General features: G+C 66.3%; 20 protein-coding genes and 1 pseudogene. 4 read left to right on the forward strand and 17 right to left on the reverse strand.

What is annotated here, in order from left to right; all coding sequences use genetic code 11:
• From AC36XV_RS07315 to AC36XV_RS07345, 7 genes and pseudogenes are all read right to left on the reverse strand, one after another.
• Positions 1 to 1,278, reverse strand: coding sequence for a complex I subunit 1/NuoH family protein (locus AC36XV_RS07315; RefSeq protein WP_492203023.1), 1,278 nt, complete (start codon positions 1,276 to 1,278; stop codon positions 1 to 3).
• Between the two features lie 8 nt (positions 1,279 to 1,286).
• Positions 1,287 to 2,864, reverse strand: coding sequence for an NADH-quinone oxidoreductase subunit G (locus AC36XV_RS07320; protein WP_492203024.1), 1,578 nt, complete (start codon positions 2,862 to 2,864; stop codon positions 1,287 to 1,289).
• Between the two features lie 30 nt (positions 2,865 to 2,894).
• Complete coding sequence (gene nuoF, locus AC36XV_RS07325) at positions 2,895 to 4,166, reverse strand: NADH-quinone oxidoreductase subunit NuoF (protein ID WP_492203025.1); 1,272 nt, start codon at positions 4,164 to 4,166, stop codon at positions 2,895 to 2,897.
• 13 nt (positions 4,167 to 4,179) lie between these two features.
• Positions 4,180 to 4,722 carry an NADH-quinone oxidoreductase subunit NuoE family protein gene (locus tag AC36XV_RS07330; protein ID WP_492203026.1) on the reverse strand — a complete coding sequence of 181 codons (543 nt, stop codon included), beginning with the start codon at positions 4,720 to 4,722 and terminating at the stop codon, positions 4,180 to 4,182.
• Between the two features lie 17 nt (positions 4,723 to 4,739).
• Positions 4,740 to 6,602: an NADH dehydrogenase (quinone) subunit D gene (nuoD, locus tag AC36XV_RS07335; RefSeq protein WP_492203027.1), complete on the reverse strand. Its 1,863-nt coding sequence runs from the start codon at positions 6,600 to 6,602 to the stop codon at positions 4,740 to 4,742.
• A gap of 111 nt (positions 6,603 to 6,713) precedes the next feature.
• Positions 6,714 to 7,307, reverse strand: a pseudogene (locus tag AC36XV_RS07340) (NADH-quinone oxidoreductase subunit B); the annotation flags it as partial.
• A gap of 3 nt (positions 7,308 to 7,310) precedes the next feature.
• Complete coding sequence (locus AC36XV_RS07345) at positions 7,311 to 7,667, reverse strand: NADH-quinone oxidoreductase subunit A (protein ID WP_492203028.1); 357 nt, start codon at positions 7,665 to 7,667, stop codon at positions 7,311 to 7,313.
• A 158-nt stretch (positions 7,668 to 7,825) separates the two neighbouring features.
• Between AC36XV_RS07345 and AC36XV_RS07350 the strand changes: the two genes are divergently transcribed.
• Positions 7,826 to 8,740 carry an alpha/beta fold hydrolase gene (locus AC36XV_RS07350; RefSeq protein ID WP_492203029.1) on the forward strand — a complete coding sequence of 305 codons (915 nt, stop codon included), beginning with the start codon at positions 7,826 to 7,828 and terminating at the stop codon, positions 8,738 to 8,740.
• The gene (gene dcd, locus AC36XV_RS07355) at positions 8,697 to 9,251 is read left to right on the forward strand and encodes a dCTP deaminase (RefSeq protein WP_492203056.1); all 555 of its coding nucleotides are present in this window, start codon (positions 8,697 to 8,699) and stop codon (positions 9,249 to 9,251) included. Before AC36XV_RS07350 ends, dcd begins: the two co-directional genes overlap by 44 nt.
• Before the next feature lie 12 nt (positions 9,252 to 9,263).
• Here dcd and AC36XV_RS07360 read toward each other — a convergent pair whose 3' ends face one another.
• Positions 9,264 to 9,668 carry a DUF423 domain-containing protein gene (locus tag AC36XV_RS07360; protein WP_492203030.1) on the reverse strand — a complete coding sequence of 135 codons (405 nt, stop codon included), beginning with the start codon at positions 9,666 to 9,668 and terminating at the stop codon, positions 9,264 to 9,266.
• 91 nt (positions 9,669 to 9,759) lie between these two features.
• Here AC36XV_RS07360 and AC36XV_RS07365 point away from each other — a divergent pair, with 91 nt between their 5' ends.
• Positions 9,760 to 10,935 (forward strand): HD-GYP domain-containing protein, encoded by a 1,176-nt coding sequence (locus tag AC36XV_RS07365; RefSeq protein WP_492203031.1) that lies wholly within the window; start codon positions 9,760 to 9,762, stop codon positions 10,933 to 10,935.
• 42 nt (positions 10,936 to 10,977) lie between these two features.
• On the opposite strand, the gene AC36XV_RS07370 is transcribed toward AC36XV_RS07365, so the two are convergent.
• The 7 genes from AC36XV_RS07370 to AC36XV_RS07400 all read right to left on the reverse strand — a co-directional run bounded on the left by AC36XV_RS07370 (position 10,978) and on the right by AC36XV_RS07400 (position 15,874).
• Complete coding sequence (locus tag AC36XV_RS07370; protein WP_492203032.1) at positions 10,978 to 12,024, reverse strand: hypothetical protein; 1,047 nt, start codon at positions 12,022 to 12,024, stop codon at positions 10,978 to 10,980.
• Between the two features lie 86 nt (positions 12,025 to 12,110).
• The gene (locus AC36XV_RS07375; protein ID WP_492203033.1) at positions 12,111 to 12,680 is read right to left on the reverse strand and encodes a hypothetical protein; all 570 of its coding nucleotides are present in this window, start codon (positions 12,678 to 12,680) and stop codon (positions 12,111 to 12,113) included.
• A 100-nt stretch (positions 12,681 to 12,780) separates the two neighbouring features.
• Positions 12,781 to 13,707: a malate dehydrogenase gene (gene mdh / locus AC36XV_RS07380; RefSeq protein ID WP_492203034.1), complete on the reverse strand. Its 927-nt coding sequence runs from the start codon at positions 13,705 to 13,707 to the stop codon at positions 12,781 to 12,783.
• Positions 13,708 to 13,840: 133 nt separating this feature from the next.
• On the reverse strand, positions 13,841 to 14,821 hold the full coding sequence (gene moaA / locus AC36XV_RS07385) for a GTP 3',8-cyclase MoaA (protein ID WP_492203035.1): 981 nt from the start codon (positions 14,819 to 14,821) through the stop codon (positions 13,841 to 13,843).
• 29 nt (positions 14,822 to 14,850) lie between these two features.
• The gene (locus AC36XV_RS07390; RefSeq protein WP_492203036.1) at positions 14,851 to 15,354 is read right to left on the reverse strand and encodes a molybdenum cofactor biosynthesis protein MoaE; all 504 of its coding nucleotides are present in this window, start codon (positions 15,352 to 15,354) and stop codon (positions 14,851 to 14,853) included.
• Entirely contained in the window at positions 15,351 to 15,605 is a 255-nt protein-coding gene (gene moaD, locus AC36XV_RS07395; protein ID WP_492203037.1) for a molybdopterin converting factor subunit 1, read from the reverse strand. The genes AC36XV_RS07390 and moaD overlap by 4 nt, the downstream gene beginning before the upstream one ends.
• Positions 15,602 to 15,874 (reverse strand): hypothetical protein, encoded by a 273-nt coding sequence (locus AC36XV_RS07400; RefSeq protein ID WP_492203038.1) that lies wholly within the window; start codon positions 15,872 to 15,874, stop codon positions 15,602 to 15,604. Before AC36XV_RS07400 ends, moaD begins: the two co-directional genes overlap by 4 nt.
• A gap of 156 nt (positions 15,875 to 16,030) precedes the next feature.
• Between AC36XV_RS07400 and AC36XV_RS07405 the strand changes: the two genes are divergently transcribed.
• Positions 16,031 to 17,191 carry a pyridoxal phosphate-dependent aminotransferase gene (locus AC36XV_RS07405; protein WP_492203039.1) on the forward strand — a complete coding sequence of 387 codons (1,161 nt, stop codon included), beginning with the start codon at positions 16,031 to 16,033 and terminating at the stop codon, positions 17,189 to 17,191.
• A 50-nt stretch (positions 17,192 to 17,241) separates the two neighbouring features.
• On the opposite strand, the gene AC36XV_RS07410 is transcribed toward AC36XV_RS07405, so the two are convergent.
• Both AC36XV_RS07410 and sppA read right to left on the reverse strand, forming a co-directional pair.
• On the reverse strand, positions 17,242 to 17,529 hold the full coding sequence (locus AC36XV_RS07410; protein ID WP_492203040.1) for an HU family DNA-binding protein: 288 nt from the start codon (positions 17,527 to 17,529) through the stop codon (positions 17,242 to 17,244).
• 48 nt (positions 17,530 to 17,577) lie between these two features.
• Positions 17,578 to 18,474 carry a signal peptide peptidase SppA gene (sppA, locus tag AC36XV_RS07415; protein ID WP_492203041.1) on the reverse strand — a complete coding sequence of 299 codons (897 nt, stop codon included), beginning with the start codon at positions 18,472 to 18,474 and terminating at the stop codon, positions 17,578 to 17,580.
• Positions 18,475 to 18,578 lie beyond the last annotated feature (104 nt).

The following is an 18,578-nucleotide window of genomic DNA, read 5'->3' on the forward strand; positions in this document are numbered from 1 at the left end:
TCAGTCCCCCTCGCTTCCGCTCGTCGCCGCAACCGCCCTTCGCGACCCCCGTGCCTTCCGGCTTCTCATCGTCGCACCCCGAATTAGCCTGCCGCGATCCAGCACGAAGAGGAAGATCACCATGAGCAGCAGGTTGAAGGCCAGGAGCGCGCCCGAGAACCGCACTCCCGGCGTCACGCCGGCGGAGTCCAGCAGATACACCACGATCGCCGTCAACATGATGTAGCCCATGAGCGCCGGCAGAAACACCTTCCACCCGAGATCCATCAGCTGGTCGTACCGGAACCTCGGAATCGTCCAGCGGATGAACATGAAGAAGATGACCAGAAGGGTCGTCTTCGCCGCAAAGGCCCCGAACGTGAGCAGGGTCTTCCACCAGGTCGGGTCCCCGATGACCGTGCCATCCGCCAGCACCCGGATGTTGTCGCCCTGCCAGAAAGGAATGTCCCAGCCCCCGAGGAAGAACACCGAGATCAGGGCGGCCGTGGTGATCAGGTGGGCGTATTCACCCAGGAAGAACATGCCGAACTTCATGGCCGAGTACTCGGTGTGATACCCCCCTACGATCTCCGCCTCCGCCTCGGGTAGATCGAACGGCACCCGGTTCGTCTCGGCCAGTCCCGACACGACCAGGAAAAAGCTGGCGAGCATGAGGGGAAGCACGAACCACATGCCGTAGGTGGCCGGTCCCGCCGTGAAGGACTGCTGCATCGCCACCAGCACCGGCATCTCGACGTTTCCGGCCAGCATGAGCACCGGCACCAGGCTCATGGCGAGTCCGATCTCGTAGGAGATCATCTGGGCGGACCCGCGAAGGCCACCGAGGAAGGAGTACTTGCTGTTCGACGCCCAGCCGGCCATGACGAGCCCGTACACGCCCAGCGAGGCGATGGCGAGGACGTAGAGGAAGCCAATGGGAACATCGGCCACGATCATGTCCACCCTTCCCCACGGTGTCGGCAGCGGCGATCCGAGCGGTATGACCCCGAACAGGACCGTAGCCGGAAACAGAGCGAGCACCGGCGCGAGCAGAAAGAAGTTCCGGTGCGCGGCCGCAGGCGTGACCTCTTCCTTGAGAATGAACTTCAGCCCATCCGCCATCACCTGGAGCAGCCCGAGCGGGCCCACACGATTCGGGCCGCTCCGATCCTGCATGAACCCGGCGACCTTGCGCTCCACGTACGTCGACAGCGCGACGCCGAGCAGAAGGATCACGAAGAACACCAGGACCTTGAGGATCGTGGCGACGACGAAGGCCGTGCCGCTGACCGCCTCCATTCTGCCCCCTATTCCGCCGCGCCGACCGGCGTGCCGGTCGCGCTCAGAAGTTCACCTCTGAGGCCGAGACCCTTCCAGGTCAGGGACTCCATGCCGGGTGTCGCGGCCGCCATCGCGGCGAAAGCACTCTCGATGTCGCGAACGGCCTCGGATTCCCCGAGCTGCCCGAGCAGTCGGCTCAGGAACATCCACGGCGGACGCGCCACTCCCGGTGGCCGAAGCGCCTGGTGGAACCGCTGCACGCGTCCCTCGAAATTGACGAACGTCCCGGCCATTTCGGGGACCGTCGCCGCGGGCAGGACGGCGGTCGCGTTGCGCGCCGCCGGATGCATGTGGGATCCGATGTAGAGGAAGAACCCCGCATTCGCCCCGAAGTCGGCCGGCGCATCGGCAAGGCCGTCTCCGAGCACGACGAGTGTCGAGCCGTCGGACACCGACGGAAGCTGATCGGCGACCGAAAAGCCCTGCAGCTCCGCGCCCCGAACGTTCGGCTCCCGCTCGGCTCGCAGCTTCAGCTTCGGAAAGCCCTTCAGCGTGACCTCGTCGCCCGTGTCGACCGCGAACGTCCCCCCGTCGATGCCCATTCGACCGAGAAGCAGCCGGGTGTAGAACAGGCTCTCGGTGGAAGCGCCGGCCGACACCACGGCCGTCCCACCGGAGTCGGTGAGGCGCTCGGCCACCCAGGTCAGCGCTTCGTTCCAGCTCGCGGGCTCGAGTCCATCTTCGCCCGGAATCAACGGAACCTCCGCCCGGACGCCACGGTTGGACATCACCAGGACTCTCCGGCCGTGATCACACATCCAGTAGGAGTTCACGTCCGGATTCAGCCGCGGCTTGGTGCGAACGATCTGGTTCTCCTTCGCGTTGATTTCGATGTTGCAGCCCGTCGAGCACCCCGGACAGATCCCCGCCGCCGTGTCCATGTCCCACGCACGGGCCTTGAACACGAAGTCCTCGTGCACGAGGGCTCCAACCGGACACACGTCGACGATGTTGCCACGGAAGGCGTGGTCGAGATCCTTGCCCGGGAAGGTATCGATGTAGGCCTTGTGCCCTCGCTGGGCCACGATCAGCGCGTTGTCGCCCGCGATGTCTTCCATGAAACGGACACAGCGCGTGCAGATGATGCAGCGGTCTCCGAAGTAGAGGATGTCCTCGGCCACCCGGTCTCGGCCGAGGACCATCTTCGCCTCCGCGTACCGGCTGCTGAGCTGACCGGTCTCGAAGGCATAGTCCTGCAGCATGCACTGCCCCGCCGCATCGCAGATCGGGCAGTCCAGGGGATGGTTCAGCAACAGGAACTCGATCACCGACTTGCGAGCGGTCCGGGCCGCGTCGCTCGTCGTGTGGACCACCATCCCGTCGGCCGCGGGAAACACGCAGGACGGCTGCAGCTTGGGCTGGCCATCGATCTCGACCAGGCACATGCGGCACTGGGCCGGCCGGCTCGGGATGCCGGGGTGGTAGCAGTAGTGCGGCACCACGATGCCCGCACGCTCGGCCGCCTGGAGCACCGTCGTACCGGCGTCGACCGATACGTCCACGCCGTCTATGGTCAGGGTGATTCGATTCGCTGCGTCGCTCATCCGTCGGCGGTCTCTCGCTGGGGTCTCTTCTCAGCGCCGGATCAGCGCTTCGTACTCGTGTTTGAACTTGTCGAGGGACGATCGGAGCGGGAACACGACGCTGTCCGCGAGCGGGCAGATCGTCCGACCCGTCATCTGCTCGCACAGGTGGTACAGCGTATCGATATCCTGCGAGGTACCGTCCCCATCCTCGATCCGGTGGAGGATCTTGGCCGTCCACGAGGTGCCCTCGCGGCACTGCACGCACTGCCCGCAGGATTCGTGTGCGTAGAACTCGGCGATTCGCCGCATCGCCCGGACGATGTTCGTGTCTTCGTCCATCACGATGGGGGAGGCCGTTCCGAGAGCGGTTCCCGCCTCGGCCATGCCCTCGTAGGTGCCCTCACAATCGAGCTCCTCCGCCGTGAGCATCGCCGTCGACGATCCGCCGGGGATGACCGCCTTGACCTTCTTTCCATTCGGCGGTCCTCCGCAGACCTCGTAGATCACATCCTTGAGGTTGATGCCCATGGGCAGCTCGTACGTGCCCGGCCGCTCCAGGTGACCCGAGCAGCACCACAGCTTCGTGCCGGGGCTCTTCTCCGTGCCCCACTGACGGTACCATTCCGCCCCTTCGGAGAGAATCATCGGGACGGCTGCCAGCGTCTCCACGTTGTTGACCGTAGTGGGTCGGCCGAACGCGCCGGACTGGGCCGGAAATGGCGGCTTGATCCAGGGCTCCGCCCGACCGCCCATCAGGGAGCTCATGAGGCCCGTTTCCTCTCCCGCGATGTACGCTCCCGCTCCCAGATGCACGGTGACGTCGCAGCTCCAGCCGCTGCCGAGAATGTCCTCACCCGCGTACCCACCCTCGTACGCCTCCACCACGGCATCGCGCAGGATGGCGCTGAACGGAAAGAACTCTCCCCGGACGTAGATGTAGACGTGCTCGGCCCGGATGGCCCTTGCCGCGATCAGGCAACCTTCGATCAGCAGGTGGGGCACCCACCGGATGACCTCCCGGTCCTTGAACGCCCCGGGTTCACTCTCGTCCGCGTTGCAGCACAGGTAGTGGGGCCCGTTGGGCTCCTTCGGCATGAAGCTCCACTTCACGCCGGTCGGGAATCCGGCGCCGCCTCGCCCCCGCAGCCCGGACTCCTTCACCACCTCGGTGATCGCGTCGGGCTCCATCTCGAGCGCGCGGGGCAGGCTCGCGTAGCCGCCGAGTTCTTTCCAGCCCTCGAGGGAGCGCGCCCGCTCGTCGCCGAGGTGGCGGGAGAGCAGCGTTCCCACTTCCAGGTCGTGGCTGTAAGGGTACCCCATCGGTGTTGGCCGCCTAGTCCAGTTCGTCCAGGATCGCCGGCACCTTGTCCGGCGTCACGTTCTCGTAGTAGCGGTCGTTCACCTGCACGGCCGTCGCGAAGCCGCAAGCGCCGAGACACTCGGCCTCGATCACGGTGAACCGACCGTCATCGGAGACCTCTCCGGCCCGCGTTCCGGTCTCCGACAGGAAGCGCTCGAACACCTCATCGGCCTCCAGCAGATGGCAGGAGATGCAGGTGCACACCTGAATCAGGTGTCGGCCCACCGGGTGCTTGTTGTACATGGTGTAGAAGGTGGCCACGGACCGGACGTATGCGGGCGTCAGATCCAGCGCTTCGGCGATCTCCACCATGTCCCGGTCCGAGACCCAACCGTTCCTCTCCTGGGCGTAGCCGAGCATCGGGAGGAGCGCCGCACGCTTCTCAGGATACCGACTCAACGCCTTCTCGAGGCGGTCCTTACCCTCCTCGTCGGCGAACAGCGGCTCGACCGGCCTCAGGTCTGAAACCTGGAACGGCTGCGCACTCGCCGCTGCGGGGTGTATCGGCTTCTTCACACGATCTCCCTCTTCACTCATCGGTCGATCTCACCGAGCACGATATCGATCGAGGCGTTGCAGGTGATCACATCGGAAACGAGTCCCCCCTCCACCAGGTGCGGCAGGGAGGCCAAATTCACGAACGAGGGTCCGCGGAACCGACACCGGACCGGCTTGGAGCCCCCATCCGAGACGAGCCCGAATCCCAGCTCTCCCTTGGAGGCCTCGATCGAGTACCAGACCTCGCCCGGCGGAACCTGCAAGCCCTCCATGACCAGCTTGAAATGCGCGATCATCGCATCGATGGATGACATCGCATCGCTCTTGTCCGGCAGAATCACCGCGGGATCCTCGACGTTGATCGGACCGTCCGGGACGCGATCCAGCGCCTGACGCAGGATCCGGATGCTCTGACGCATCTCTTCCAACCGCACGAGGTAGCGATCGTACGAGTCACCCACCACGCCGACCGGAACATCGAAGTCGTATTCCTCGTAGCCCAGATACGGCCGAGCCTTCCGAACGTCGTAGGCGATCCCGCTTCCGCGGAGGCTGGGCCCGGTCACCCCGAGATCCAGCGCCGTCTCGGCATCGATCACGCCGATGTCGATCAGGCGGGACTGCCAGATCGCGTTCCGGGTCAACAGGCGTTCGGTCTCGTCCAGCGTCGCCGGCAGCTGCTCCACGAACTGGCGGCACGCTTCGAGCCACCCGGTCGGAAGGTCCGCGAGCATGCCGCCGACCCTCGTCACCGAGGTCGTGATCCTGGCCCCGCAGTACGCCTCGTGGAGGTTGTAGATGCGCTCGCGCTCCTGGAAGGTATACAGGAACACGGTCGTGGCACCGATGTCCATGGCATTGGTGCCCAGCCACAGGAGGTGGCCGAGAATGCGGTTCAGCTCGCTGAGAATCACTCGTACCACCCGACAGCGGGGCGTGATCTCGACGCCGAGCAGGCTCTCCACCGCGAGCGCGTACCCGATGTTGTAGAGCATCGGCGCCAGATAGTCCATCCGATCGGTGTACGGAACGACCTGGTTCCACTCGCGGTACTCACACGTCTTCTCGAACCCGGTGTGCAGGTAGCCGATGTGCGGAATACACCGCACCACCGTCTCGCCATCGAGCTGAAGCACGAGCCGCAGCACTCCATGGGTCGCCGGATGCTGCGGGCCCATGTTGATCACCATCTTCTCCCCGGCCAGGTGATCGGACTCGGCTGCCGATTCGCCACCCCCGTTCTCGGGCGAGCCGGCCCCGTCGACCGGGCCCTCCGTCAGCAGCTCGAAGGCCCCGGCCAGCGCCAGCTCCTCCCGGGCGTAGACGTCCTCGGTCGAGCGGTTGAGTGCGCGTCTGACCTGCTCGGAGCGCGTGAAGCGGCCACGAAGCGGAAAATCCTTACGAAGCGGAAAACCCTCGTCGTAGTTCTCCGGCATCAGGATTCGTCGCAGGTCGGGGTGTCCCTCGAAGTCGACCCCGTACATGTCGTAGACTTCCCGTTCCAGCCAGTCCGCGGCGCCGTGCAGGTCCGCGACGCTCCGTACGGAGAGCGCCGACCGCGGCAGGACGACGAGCAGCCGGATCATCCGGCCGGTCCCGGTGGACCAGAGCTGGTACCAGACATGGAGCGCCGAGCCACCGCCGGGATCCACGCCCATCACGTCGAGCAGCAGGTCGAACGCCTGTTCCGGCTCGCTCTTCAGATAGCCGACCACGTCGTGTAGTCGGGCCGGCTCTATGCTGACGACCGGCGTGCCCGCGGCGTCGGAATAGATGTCCCGGACCGCATCCGGGAACCGACCCCGTACCGCCCGCACGGACGGGTTCTCTTCCGGCTTCGCCGAGGGCGCAGCGCCGATCACCAGGTCGGGCACGGAGGGTGTCACGGTGGAGGCCATGGCTCAGTCCTGGTGCTCCATGAGTCGTTCGCGGCGATCGCGGGGCCGCGACACCGCGGAAGACCCCTCGACCCCGCTGATGCGATTCTGGCGGGTGGAGTTCCCGAACGGCTGCGCGACCAGCTCGATCGCCTCCGGCGGAAGATTGGGCTGGCCCACGGCCTCCGAGCTCTCTTCCCGGTGCACCGGATTGGCGAGCGACTCGCCCTTGATCTTCTCCTGGATCATGAGGACGCCGTACAGCAGGCCCTCGGGTCGCGGAGGACAGCCGGGGACGTAGACGTCGACAGGCACGATCTGGTCGATACCCTGAACGATCGTGTAGTTGTCGAACATCCCGCCCGAGCTCGCGCACGCCCCCATGGAGATGCACCACTTGGGCTGCGGCATCTGATCCCAGATCCGTCGCAGGATGGGCGCCATCTTGTAGGTGACCCGACCCGCCACGATCATCAGATCGGCCTGCCGGGGACTGAACGAGAAGCGCTCCGCTCCAAACCGCGCGATGTCGTACTTGGAACCCGCCGAAGCCATCATCTCGATGGCGCAGCACGCGGTCCCCAGCGGCATCGGCCACAGCGAGTTCCGCCGGGACCAGTTCACGATGGCGTCCACCTTCGTGGTGATCCACGAGGTCGGTGCTCCCGTATCGAGGTCGGGAGCGGGCGAGTCCACGGTCGGTAGGCGCTTCCTGTCATCCGTCATTCGTCAGTCCCACTCCAACGCACCCTTCTTCCACGCGTAGGCGAGGCCCACGGCAAGGACGAAGATGAAGATGAACATCTCGATCAGGCCGAAGAGACCCAGATCCCGGAACACGACGGCCCAGGGCAGGAAGAAGATGGTCTCGATGTCGAACACGATGAAGAGCATCGCGACGATATAGAACTTGACGGAGTATCGTTCTCTCGTGTCCCCGAGGGGGTCGATCCCCGACTCGTACGGCATCGCCTTGACCGAAGTCGGCCGATATGCGCTCGCCAAGTGGGACAGCAGGAGGAACATGCCCGATGCGAGCAGGCCGACCGCGAAGAGGATTGCGACGCCCAGGTATTCCTGTATCATCGCCTGCCAGGCCGTTTGTGAAATTGTTCACGAACCGCGCCGAAAATAGCGAAGCTCGCCGCGAAGCGTCAAGCGGACGGGCGCTTCCTCCGAAAACGCGCTATTCTGCTGTGATTACAGGCGTTTTCGACCCTTCGGCGAGGTCAGCGCGAGACTGCGTGAAACAAGAGAGCATGGTGGGCCTCCCGGGACAAGTGGTCCGGCGGATTCGAACCCCGGACGGGACGATCGCGATCGAAGACACCGGCCCTGCAGGCGGACTTCCGCCCGTCGTATTCCTGCACGGTCTCAGTGCCAATCGAAGCAGCTGGCATCCCGTGGCCCGAAGGCTGGGGGGCCTCGCCCGCTGCATCCTGGTCGACCTGCTCGGACGGGGGGAATCCGATGCGGCGCCCCATGCCCGGTACGATCTCGAATCCGAGGTCCGGCGGCTGGGGGTGATCATCGAGGAGCTCGGTGTGCGCCGACCGCTCCTCGCCGGACACTCGCACGGGGCCGCCATCGCCGTGGCCGCCTCGCGCAGGGTGGACGCCAGCGCGCTCCTCCTCGTCAACCCGGTCACGCCCGATCTCGAGCGCCCCGTGGCGCTGGGCCTGCTGCGCCCGCCGGCGGTGCGGATCCTCGCCGCACCCCTCCTGCGGCTGTTTCGTCGACCGCTCACACGCTATATCCTCGAGCGACGCGTGTTCGAGGACCCCGGTGCGATGCTCCCCGGGACCATCGATCGGTATTCCGAGCCTTGGAGGGACTCGGGGCGGGCGCGTGGACTCACCCGGATTCTCTCCGATTGGAATCCGGCCGAGCTGGACCGGTGGGAGGCACCGGGCGTCCAGGTACACGTGATCGCCGGATCGCGAGACCGGCGCATTCCGGTACGCGCGGTGCGCAGGTGGGCGGACCACTTGGGGGGCACGTTCCACCTCGAAGCGGGTTGCGGACATGCCGCGCCCGAGGAGCGCGCGGAGGCCGTAGCCTCCGTGCTGGAGACGATGCTGGGGGTCGCAGGACCGCAAAACGGAGAGCCGACACATCATGATCAAGAGCGATCGCTGGATCCGCCGGGCCGCCCGTGAATGGGGGATGATCGAGCCTTTTACCGATGGCCAGATCCGGAAAGGCGTCATCTCGTACGGCCTGTCGAGCTATGGCTACGACATGCGCGTGTCGGACGAGTTCCGCATCTTTCACAATGCCCTTTCTCCCGTCGTCGACCCGAAGCACTTCGACGAGCGGTCCTTCATCGAGCACAAGGGGGACGTGTGTATCGTCCCCCCGAACTCGTTCGCTCTCGCGCGCTCGGTGGAATACTTCCGCATTCCCCGAAACGTGCTGACGATCTGCGTCGGCAAGAGCACCTATGCGCGGTGCGGGATCATCACGAACGTCACGCCCTTCGAGCCGGAATGGGAGGGTCACGTGACCCTCGAGATCAGCAACACGACCCCGCTCCCTGCACGGATCTACGCGAACGAGGGCATCGCTCAGGTCCTGTTCTTCGAGTCGGACGAGGAATGTGAGACCAGCTACGCGGACAAGAAGGGCAAGTATCAGGGACAGACGGGGGTCACGCCGCCCCGACTGTGAGCCGTCCTCCAGTCAGCGCGACCCCTCACGGGTGTTCGATGCGTCGGGTGCGGCCCGCCATGCGGCCCACCCCACGAAGACCCATCCGAGAAGGAAGCAGAGCCCGCCGACCGGCGTGATCGCACCGAGGGCCCGCACGCCGCTGAGAGCGAGCGCGTACAGGCTGCCCGAGAACAGCACGGTGCCCGCGACGAACATCCACCCGGCGCTCACCCAGGCTCGGGACGGCCAACGATCGGCGGCCAACCCGACGAACAGGAGTGCCAGGGCGTGAACCAGTTCGTAACGCACGCCCGTCTCGTAAACCGCAAGCAGATTCCCGGGCAGCCGCGTAGCGAGACCGTGCGCACCGAACGCGCCGGCGGCCACCCCGATGAACGCTGAAATCGCACCGAATAGCATGTATTTTCGGCTCATGCCGGAAGATGCACCTCGGACGGCCGAGGCGCGAGCCCGAATATTGCGGTTCGGACGTCGGGCGCGTGCATCCGACGCGGGCAGCGTCGGGATGGAAACGCGTTCGCCAGGAGACCTGCTGCCGGAAGAAAGGACCGACGACCCGATGGGAGATGCCGAAGGCCGAAGGCTGCTTGTTCTGCTCGGTGAGGACGACCTGGATGTGGAGCTGCGGACTGCCCTGAGCGGTCTCCCGTGTCGAGTGGAGTTCGTGGAGCCGGGGGCCGATCTGGAAGACGCAGATCCTGCCGATCTGCTCCTGACCGTGGTTCCCGATGCGTCGGCCGACCGCTCCGGACACTTCGTGACGCGCGCGGTACGGGCTCGCTCGCCCGTTCCGTTCGCGCCCAATCCGCTCTACGAGGAGGCTCGCGCGTACGTCGAGGAGGTTCTCGCCTCCGTCCGTGAGGATTCGGACCCCGACATCGTCCGCGGCCGTCCGCTGGCGGAGAGGATCCACACGGACCTGTTGCGTGACAACACCCTCATCAATCGGAGCCTGGAGCCGCACGGGACCTACGATCTCGCGAGCCACTGTGTGAACGTCGCCATCCTGGCCGGCAAGATCGCCCTCGGGATGGTGTCCGGCATCGAAGACGCGGTGGAAGTCGTTCACGCTGGTCTCGTGCACGACATCGGCATGGCGAGGCTGCCACTCGAGATGCTGCGCAACCCGGGCGCTTGGTCGGATCGAGAGCGTGAGGCTCTGCGTCAACACCCGGTTCTCGGGGCGGAGATCCTGGAGCGTGTCGTACCTCGCGAGGAATCCCTGCGGCGCGCCGTGCTGCAGGAGCACGAGAGAGCCCGGGGACAGGGATATCCCTTCGGCCTCCGGGACCCGGCCATCGACCCGATCGCCCGAATCCTGGGAGTCGCCGACGTGTTCGAGGCGCTTTCTCATCCGAGAACCTATCGATCGCCGTTCACGGCGCTTCAGGCGCTCGAGCGCGTCGTGGGCATGCAGGAGGAATATTTCTCGGCACAGGTAGTAGCCGCGCTCGTGAACGAGATCTCGGCCTTTCCGCTCGACAGTTACGTGCAGATCAGCTCGGGGGAGATCGGCCGGGTAGTGGCGACGGATCCGGGGAACATGCTCCGTCCGCGCCTGCAACTCGTCTGGGACCGGGACTGGAACCGCTTCGACGACCCCCCGACCCTGGACCTGGCGGACCGGCCGGACCTCACCGTCGCGCGAGCCCTCCTGGACTCCGAGCTTCCCATCACCTGAGGGAATCCCGCCACCCGGGAGGGCCCGGAGTTCGAGGGCTTCTCAGAGCGATGGGTCCGCGTCCGGCAAGAGCACGGCTGCCGTGATCGTGGCACGCCACAGCAGACCGACGCCCCGCCACTGCCATTGGTTGATCGCCTCTGCGCCCCGTTCCCGCAGCCGGATCGCCAGCGCCAGCAACCGCGTCTGCACTTCTCCCGGATCGTCACCGACCGTGGCTCGCGCCTGAGCGATGACCTCGTCGGTCAGGGTGAGCAGTCTGCCCGCCTCCTCCACGGTGGGACGCTCACCGTCGAGTACGGCCAGGAGGGAGAGCTGCTGTGAACGGTGCGCCTGCGCCACGGCCCGACGATACCACCCCTGGTCGAAGGAGAAGGCCGCACGCCTGCGAAGCTCTCCGGCCCGAAACAGGAAACGCGCCTGGACCGTAGTCGGGTCCTCGATCAGGCGGTCGGCCAGTCGAATCGCCTCGCCGGCGCGAGCCAGGGACAGCCGAGCGGCGGCGGGAGGGTTCACATCGAAATCGGGATGCCGGTGGCGCATCCGGTCCGCCATCTGGAGAGCCAGCATCAGGCGCTCCCCCGCGCCCGCGAGGTCCCCTTCGGCCCGCAGCGCGTACGCCTCCTCCAACAGCCCCCGGATCCGGGCCTGGAGGTCTCCGAGCCGGGCGAACTCATCGGCGGCTTCGCCCAACCTCTCGTGCAACCGTTCGACCCTTCCGAGCCGTTCGTCGACGGCCTCCTCTCCGTGGCGCTGCAACATGGCCTGAACGAGGGCCAGGCGGCATTCGCGGGCCCGGAATCGGGAGGCATTCGCATCTCCACGCACGAGGAGACGGCGGGCTTCCCGGAAGCACTCCCGACCCTCGTCGAACGGAGGACCGCCGGGGGACTGTCCCATCTCGAGGGAGACGTCGTCCATCAGGGCCTCGGAGATCTCCAGGTCACCCACGACCTGAAGCTCCAGATCGGCCGTAACGGCGAGATCGTCGGATGGGGAAAGGGCCGGATCGGTCGGACTGTCATCGCACGCGACCACGGTGGCCGCGAACAGAATGGCGATCGGGAAGAGGCGTCGTCGTGGAATCATGTCGGGTTCTCCTGGTGAGCGGCCGCTGCCTGCGGCCATACGCGACTACCTGGCTCACCCGATAGACGACGGCGGAGCGAGATCGGTCACCCGTCCGAGGCTCGCCTCCTGCGTCGATCCCTCCTCCTGCGTTTCGGAACCGGCCGCACCCGATAGGATTCGGACACCGCATCGAACTCGCCGAGGATCACCCTACGCCCGAAGCCGAGCTCCTCTCCCCCGGTGTGGACGTGAACGATGTGGAGAGTGCCTTCCTCGTCCTGCCACTGGGCCCGGCCCGAGCCGGGGGACGACCCGGTCAGGCGGCTCACGAGCCGGGCCTCCTCCCCCTCGTGGCCGGCCCGGTTGAACCGTACCCCCGAGATGGGACGGAGGTGGCGGTTTCGGAAACGGGACACGGCGCCGGCGACGAGCCAACCGATCAGCGCCGATCCACCGAGCACCAGAGGAAAGCGGGGTGCCGGGGATCCGAGACCGAGGTCGTGAATCGCTCCGTTCCAGGTGAGGCCGGCGATCGCGACGACGAGGAGAGCCAGGACCTCCCGAAAGCGGTCCGCTCCGCCGAAGCGCGACCATGCGAGAACGGCGAGCCCGGCGACGCCCAGCCCGAGAAAGACCAGGTTGTACCACCGGGCGAGAAACTCGAGGTACGTCATGTCGAAGAGTCGGGGTCGCGCCCGCCCCGGGCGCGACCCCATCCCCCACCGATGCCTCCGGCGGACGGCGATCGTCCGCGGCGAAGTCCGGCTCCCGGAATCAGAGCTGCACCAGCTCCATCGTGCTGCGCACGGCGTTCGCGGATACGCCCAGAGCTTCCCGCTCGGAGGCCGAGAGCTCGACCTCGATCACCTCTTCGAGACCCGAAGCGCCCAGCTTGCAGGGGACGCCGAGGAACAGACCCTCGAGGTCGTATTCGCCCTCCAGCCAGGCGGCACACGGAAGGACTCGCTTCTTGTCCCGGGCGATCGCCTCGACCATCTGGACCGCGCCGGCCGAGGGCGCGTAATACGCCGAGCCCGTTCCGAGCAGTTTCACGATCTCTCCCCCGCCCTTCCGGGTGCGCTCCACCAGCGCCTCGATCCGGTCGGCGGAAAGCAGCTGCGTGAGTGGGATCCCGCCCACGCTCACCGTGCTGACGATGGGGACCATGCTGTCCCCGTGACCGCCGAGGACGAGCGCCTGGATGTCCTCGACGCTCACGTCGAGCTCCATGGCGATGAAGCTCCGGAACCTGGCCGTGTCGAGGATTCCGGCCATTCCGATCACGCGCTGGCGGGGGAAGCCGGTCACTTCCTTCGCCACGTACGCCATCACATCCAGGGGGTTCGTGACCATCACGATGATCGCGTCGGGACTGTACTTCGCGATTTGCTCCGACACGCTCCGGATGATCTCGGTGTTCTTCTGCACCAGGTCATCGCGACTCATACCGGGCTTCCGGGCGAGGCCCGCCGTGACCACGTAGATGCCGGACCCGGCCGTCGCGTCGTACGTCTGGCTGCCGATGACCATGGTGTCGAACCCCTCCACCGGGGCCGACTCCCACTGGTCGAGCGCCTTACCCTGGGGAACGCCTTCAAGGATATCCACCAGCACGACCTCACGCGCCAGTTCGCGCTCGGCGATCCTCTGCGCCGCGGTGGCACCGACGTGCCCCGCCCCGACTACGGTTATCTTCTCCACGGTGACCGTCCTTGAGTGGAAGACTTGGACTGGATATGTGCTTTCGAAGGCCGCGCCTCAGGGGGGGAGGATCGCACCCTTCAACGTCTCAACCTACCCTGTGCACGGCGATCCGCAACCGCGGGATGACCGGCTAACCTCCGACCTGGCTGAGGGCCCGGAGCCCCCCGCTTCCGCGGGCGGTTCCAAGCTGGAGGAAGTGTCGTTCCGGCTTTCCGTTCAGCGCCTCGCGGACGGTTGGAAGCACGTCCCCGTGCTCGCGCAGGGGGGCCTTCAGGTCTACCTCGTGGGAGCCGAACAGGCAGGTGCGGAGCTGACCCTCCGCCGTGAGGCGCATTCGATTGCATCGGTCGCAGTAGTTGTGCGAGAGAGGCGTAATCACGCCAACGCTCCCTCGAGCCCCGTCGAACTGGAAGTAGGTCGCCGGACCATTGCCCCGGGGGCCTTCCACCGGCCTCAGATCACCCAGATTTCGCAGCCTCGCCAGCACCCGGTCGGCCGAGATGAAGCGGTCGGAGAGGTGAAGGTTGTCTCCGGTCGGCATGAGCTCGATGAACCGGACGTGCCATGGTCGGTCGCGCGTGATCTCCGCGAAGTCCTCGACCTCGTCGTCGTTCAGTCCCCGGAGCAGCACCGTGTTGATCTTTAGAGGAGAGAACCCGAGTCTCTCGGCAGCGTCGATCCCCTCGAGGGTCGCGTCGAAGAATCGCTCCGAGCGTCTCGCGAGCTCTCGGAAACGCTCACGCCTCAGGGTATCGAGGCTGATGTTCAGGCGCCGTACCCCCGCATCCCTGAGTTCTCGACCGAACTGGGGCAGCAGTACGGCATTCGTCGAAAGGGCGACATCCTCGATTCCGGGAATCGTCGACAGCCGCCTCACGAGGTCCGGAAGGTCCCTGCGGACCAGAGGTTCGCCCCCCGTGATTCGAACCCGGCGGAGCCCGACCCCCGCCATCTGTCGCACGACCGAGGCGATCTCCTCGTACGTCAGAAACTCTTCACGGTCCGTCCACTCCAGTCCGTGCACGGGCATGCAGTACGTGCAGCGAAGGTTGCACTTGTCCGTGACGGAGATGCGGAGATAGTCGATCCGGCGGCCGAACTGGTCCTCCATCACACCTCGTTCTGCCCGGGGTCCATGGTTCACGGCTCGGACCGGCGGCTCGCGTTCGGCCCCGGCCCCGCGGGTGGAGTCTGACCCTCCAGCCAGCGACTCGTTCCGTCCGCGTATTCTTCACGCTTCCAGAGCGGGAGCCTGTGCTTCAGCTGCTGAATGACCCGGGAACAGGCCTCGAAAGCGTCTTTCCGGTGCGGTGCCGCGGCCACCACGACCAGACTGACCACCGAAGGAGCGAGGCTGCCGACACGGTGACGGATCGCGATCGCCGAGACTTCCGTGTCACGCATGGACTCGGCCGCGATCTCGTGAAGAATCCCGTTCGCCATCGCACGGTACGTGTCGTAGTGAAGGCGGGCGACCGAGCGGCCCTCATTGTGGTCCCGTACGCGGCCCTCGAAGGCCACGACGGCCCCGTCGCCGGGCCCGCCGAGCCGTTTGAGGAGCTCTGCCGCTTCCAGCGGTTCCTCCGTCACCTCCGCGACGACGACGCCGGCCGGAACCGCGTCTCCCGAACCCCTCCCGCTCATCCGCCCGCCACGGGAGGGATCAGGGCCACTTCGTCCCCTGCACGCAGGGGAACCCCATCGGGCTGATACCGCTGATTCACCGCCACCGCCGCGACCCCGACGCTGGCGCCGAGCACGGGGTCCCGAGAGAGTGCGGCGCGCAGATCGCCCACCGTGGCGCCGGCCGGGAGATCGACCTCGAGCTCGGCGCGCCCGACGATCTCGCGATGTCTTCCGAAAAGAAGAACCGAGAGCCGGAACGGGTCCGTCACCCGTGCGGCTCCGCCGACCGAACCCGGGTCAGGAACTTCCCGACCGCGTCGTTCCTTCGCAGCGTGCTCACCCGAACACGCGTCCGCCCCAGCTCCTCATCTTCCCAGGCGGAAATCGCGAGGCGACTTCTGAAGGTGGCCATGGTGATGTGGCGATCGCTCTCGTCCACGATGTTGGCGGAGGACACCGAATCGCCATCCGCGAAGAAGTTCCTGGCCTCCTCGAGCACCTGCTCCGGCGCGAGGCGTGACGTGGTTTCTGTGATCATGGTCTTTCCTGGCTCTCACGGACCTTGACGCCGTCTCGACGCTTCTCATAACATCCGCTCCCGCGGGGTGACGCTCACTTCGCCCCTCCGCGGCGCTCCGCGCCGAAATTATCGCGCGGCCGGATCTCCAACAATCACCCGATCGGAAAGCGCCCCATGCGGTTCTCCAGCAATATCGCCTCTCTCGTTCCCTCGGCCACTCTCGCGATCAGCGCGCGGGCGAAGCAGCTTCGTGCCGCCGGAGAGTCCGTCATCGACCTCTCGGCGGGAGAGCCCTCGTTCCCTACGCCCGACGCCGGCATCGAAGGGGCCGTGGAGTTCATCCGGTCCGGGAGCTCCGGCTATCCTCCGACGCCCGGCATTCCGGCACTCCGTTCCGCGATCGCCGACTACATCAACGAGACCACGGAACGGTCGGCCCTGGAGCGTGACCAGGTCATCGTCTCCGCCGGTGTCAAACAGGCCCTCTTCAACCTGTCTTTCTGCCTCTTTCAGCAGGGGGACGAGGTTCTGGTGCCGGCGCCGTACTGGCCGACCTATCTGACCATCGTCGAGCTCGCGGGAGCGGCCCCCCGGATCGTGCCCACGCGGTGGGAAGACGGTTTCCAGCTCCATGTCGAGGAGCTGGAGCGACACAGGACGCCGGCAACGAGGGCGCTGTTCCTGAACTCGCCGTCGAACCCGAGCGGGGACGTGTACGAGCGTTCCGCACTCGAGGCCATCGCCTCGTGGGCCGCGAAGCACGGCATCTGGATCATTTCGGACGAGATCTACCGTCGGCTATGCTATACGGGGGACTCGGCGACCTCGATCTACGACGTACCACACGATCCCGAGCTCGTCGTGCACCTGGATGGAATCTCCAAGACCTTCTCGATGCCCGGCTGGAGAATCGGATACGCCGCCGGCCCCGACCCGCTGATCGGCAAGTTGTCCGCGCTGCAGAGTCAGACGACCTCGGGGGCGGCCGCCCCATCCCAGCATGCGGCCGCGGCCCTGCTCACATCCTCGGAACGTGAGGAGGTGGTGCGGAGCTTCCGCGAGGCCCTGCGGCGGCGGCGAGACGCGGCGCTCGAGGCGCTGTCCGATATCCCGTCGCTGCAGCTCAGGCCGCCGTCCGGCGCCATATACCTGTATGCCCGTCTTGCCGAAACGCGCGACTCGATGGCGGTCGCGGAGAGGCTACTCGTCGATGCAGGTGTGGCCACGATCCCGGGGGAACCGTTCGGAACTCCGGGGTTTCTGAGGATGAACTACGCCGTGGCCGATGAAGAGCTCGCGGAAGGACTCGCACGGGTTCGGGCCTTCTTTTCCTGAAGAGCGGGCGGCCGTCCCGGTGAGCGGGGCGGCCGCGAGCCCGCGCAGCGCTAGAACGACTCTTCGACCTCCTTCTTGAACAATCGGGACGGCTTGAAGATCGGCACGGCCCGGGCCGGGACCATCACCGAGTCCCCCGTTCTCGGGTTCCTGGCGACTCTCGGCTTGCGGTGGCGCACCTTGAAGGTCCCGAAGCCGCGAATTTCGATGTGCTCCCCATCGGCGATCGCCTTCTTGACCGCGTTCAGGAAGGCGTCGACGACGGCCGCGCAATCCTTCTTCGTCACGCCAGGACCGATGGCCTCGTGTACCTGTTCAACCAGATCAGCCTTCGTCATGTGGATCTCCTTCGCCGGTGGATTGTGAATCCGGCCAGACTGCAACATTCAACGCCATTGAAACCGCAAGCGCGGTCCGAACAGGGACCCGTCGGCCAGATCCCGCGCGAACCCGCTCCACAGAGATTCCTCGACTCCCCGCACGAGGTCCCAGAAACGCGTTCCGGTCTCCACCGGACGCACGATCTTCGGATCCTCGCCCAGCCCCGCCATTCGACCCGCCACGTTCACGGCCTCGCTGAACGTGCCCGTCCGGTCGACGAGGCCGTCTTCCACCGCCCGGGCCCCGGACAGGACGCGGCCGTCCGCCAGCTCGAGGACTCGTTCGCGGGAAAGACCGCGGTTGTCCTCCACGGCGGCAACGAACTGCTGGTACACATCGTCGACCAGCGTCTGCAGCACGTCTCGCTCCTCCTCCGAGAGCCCTCGGACGGGGGACCCGAGGTCCTTCAGGGCACCGCTCTTGACGACTTCCACTCCCACCCCGGCCTTTCGGAGCAACTCCCCCGCGTCGGGAAATTCCATGATGACCCCGATCGAACCGGTGATCGAGCTCGGAAGGGCGAGGATGCTGTCCGCGGCCAGCGCGAGGTAATATCCGCCGGACGCCCCCACGTCACCGATCCAGGCAACCACCGGCCTCGGGTCCTCGTCGCGGAAGCGGGCGAGCTCGGAGTACATGCTCTGCGAGGTACCGGCCGCACCTCCCGGAGATCGTATCTCCACGACGACCGCTCGTACCGATTCGTCCTCGCGGAACCGCTCGAGACTCCTCATGAACTCGGTGTCGGAATCGATCACTCCGTGGACCGGGATCACGGCGACCCGGTCGGGAGACACGAGGGGTACGCGGCCACCGAACATGAGCCCCAGAACGATCGCGGCCCCGATCGCGAAGAACGCGAAGATGAGCACAATGCTGAGAACCGTCGTGCGACGCTGCACGTTGCCGGGCTCCCGCGTGCGGAGATGAGCCTCCGGGCGTGGAAGGTCGTCGCCGTCCGGGTGAGAAGCCGGCGGCGACACCTCCCGAACGCGTGTAAACTATC

The organism is Candidatus Benthicola sp., from assembly GCF_058719085.1.

Excerpts from the sequence above, each read along its gene's own strand:
- nuoD (WP_492203027.1), bottom strand. The coding sequence starts at position 6,602 with ATGGCCTCCACCGTGACACCCTCCGTGCCCGACCTGGTGATCGGCGCT.
- AC36XV_RS07390 (WP_492203036.1), bottom strand. The coding sequence starts at position 15,354 with ATGAGCGGGAGGGGTTCGGGAGACGCGGTTCCGGCCGGCGTCGTCGTC.
- AC36XV_RS07370 (WP_492203032.1), bottom strand. The coding sequence starts at position 12,024 with ATGATTCCACGACGACGCCTCTTCCCGATCGCCATTCTGTTCGCGGCC.
- AC36XV_RS07400 (WP_492203038.1), bottom strand. The coding sequence starts at position 15,874 with ATGATCACAGAAACCACGTCACGCCTCGCGCCGGAGCAGGTGCTCGAG.
- AC36XV_RS07320 (WP_492203024.1), bottom strand. The coding sequence starts at position 2,864 with ATGAGCGACGCAGCGAATCGAATCACCCTGACCATAGACGGCGTGGAC.
- AC36XV_RS07405 (WP_492203039.1), top strand. The coding sequence starts at position 16,031 with ATGCGGTTCTCCAGCAATATCGCCTCTCTCGTTCCCTCGGCCACTCTC.
- AC36XV_RS07315 (WP_492203023.1), bottom strand. The coding sequence starts at position 1,278 with ATGGAGGCGGTCAGCGGCACGGCCTTCGTCGTCGCCACGATCCTCAAG.
- AC36XV_RS07375 (WP_492203033.1), bottom strand. The coding sequence starts at position 12,680 with ATGACGTACCTCGAGTTTCTCGCCCGGTGGTACAACCTGGTCTTTCTC.
- AC36XV_RS07410 (WP_492203040.1), bottom strand. The coding sequence starts at position 17,529 with ATGACGAAGGCTGATCTGGTTGAACAGGTACACGAGGCCATCGGTCCT.
- AC36XV_RS07345 (WP_492203028.1), bottom strand. The coding sequence starts at position 7,667 with ATGATACAGGAATACCTGGGCGTCGCAATCCTCTTCGCGGTCGGCCTG.
- nuoF (WP_492203025.1), bottom strand. The coding sequence starts at position 4,166 with ATGGGGTACCCTTACAGCCACGACCTGGAAGTGGGAACGCTGCTCTCC.
- AC36XV_RS07360 (WP_492203030.1), bottom strand. The coding sequence starts at position 9,668 with ATGAGCCGAAAATACATGCTATTCGGTGCGATTTCAGCGTTCATCGGG.
- AC36XV_RS07365 (WP_492203031.1), top strand. The coding sequence starts at position 9,760 with ATGGAAACGCGTTCGCCAGGAGACCTGCTGCCGGAAGAAAGGACCGAC.
- moaA (WP_492203035.1), bottom strand. The coding sequence starts at position 14,821 with ATGGAGGACCAGTTCGGCCGCCGGATCGACTATCTCCGCATCTCCGTC.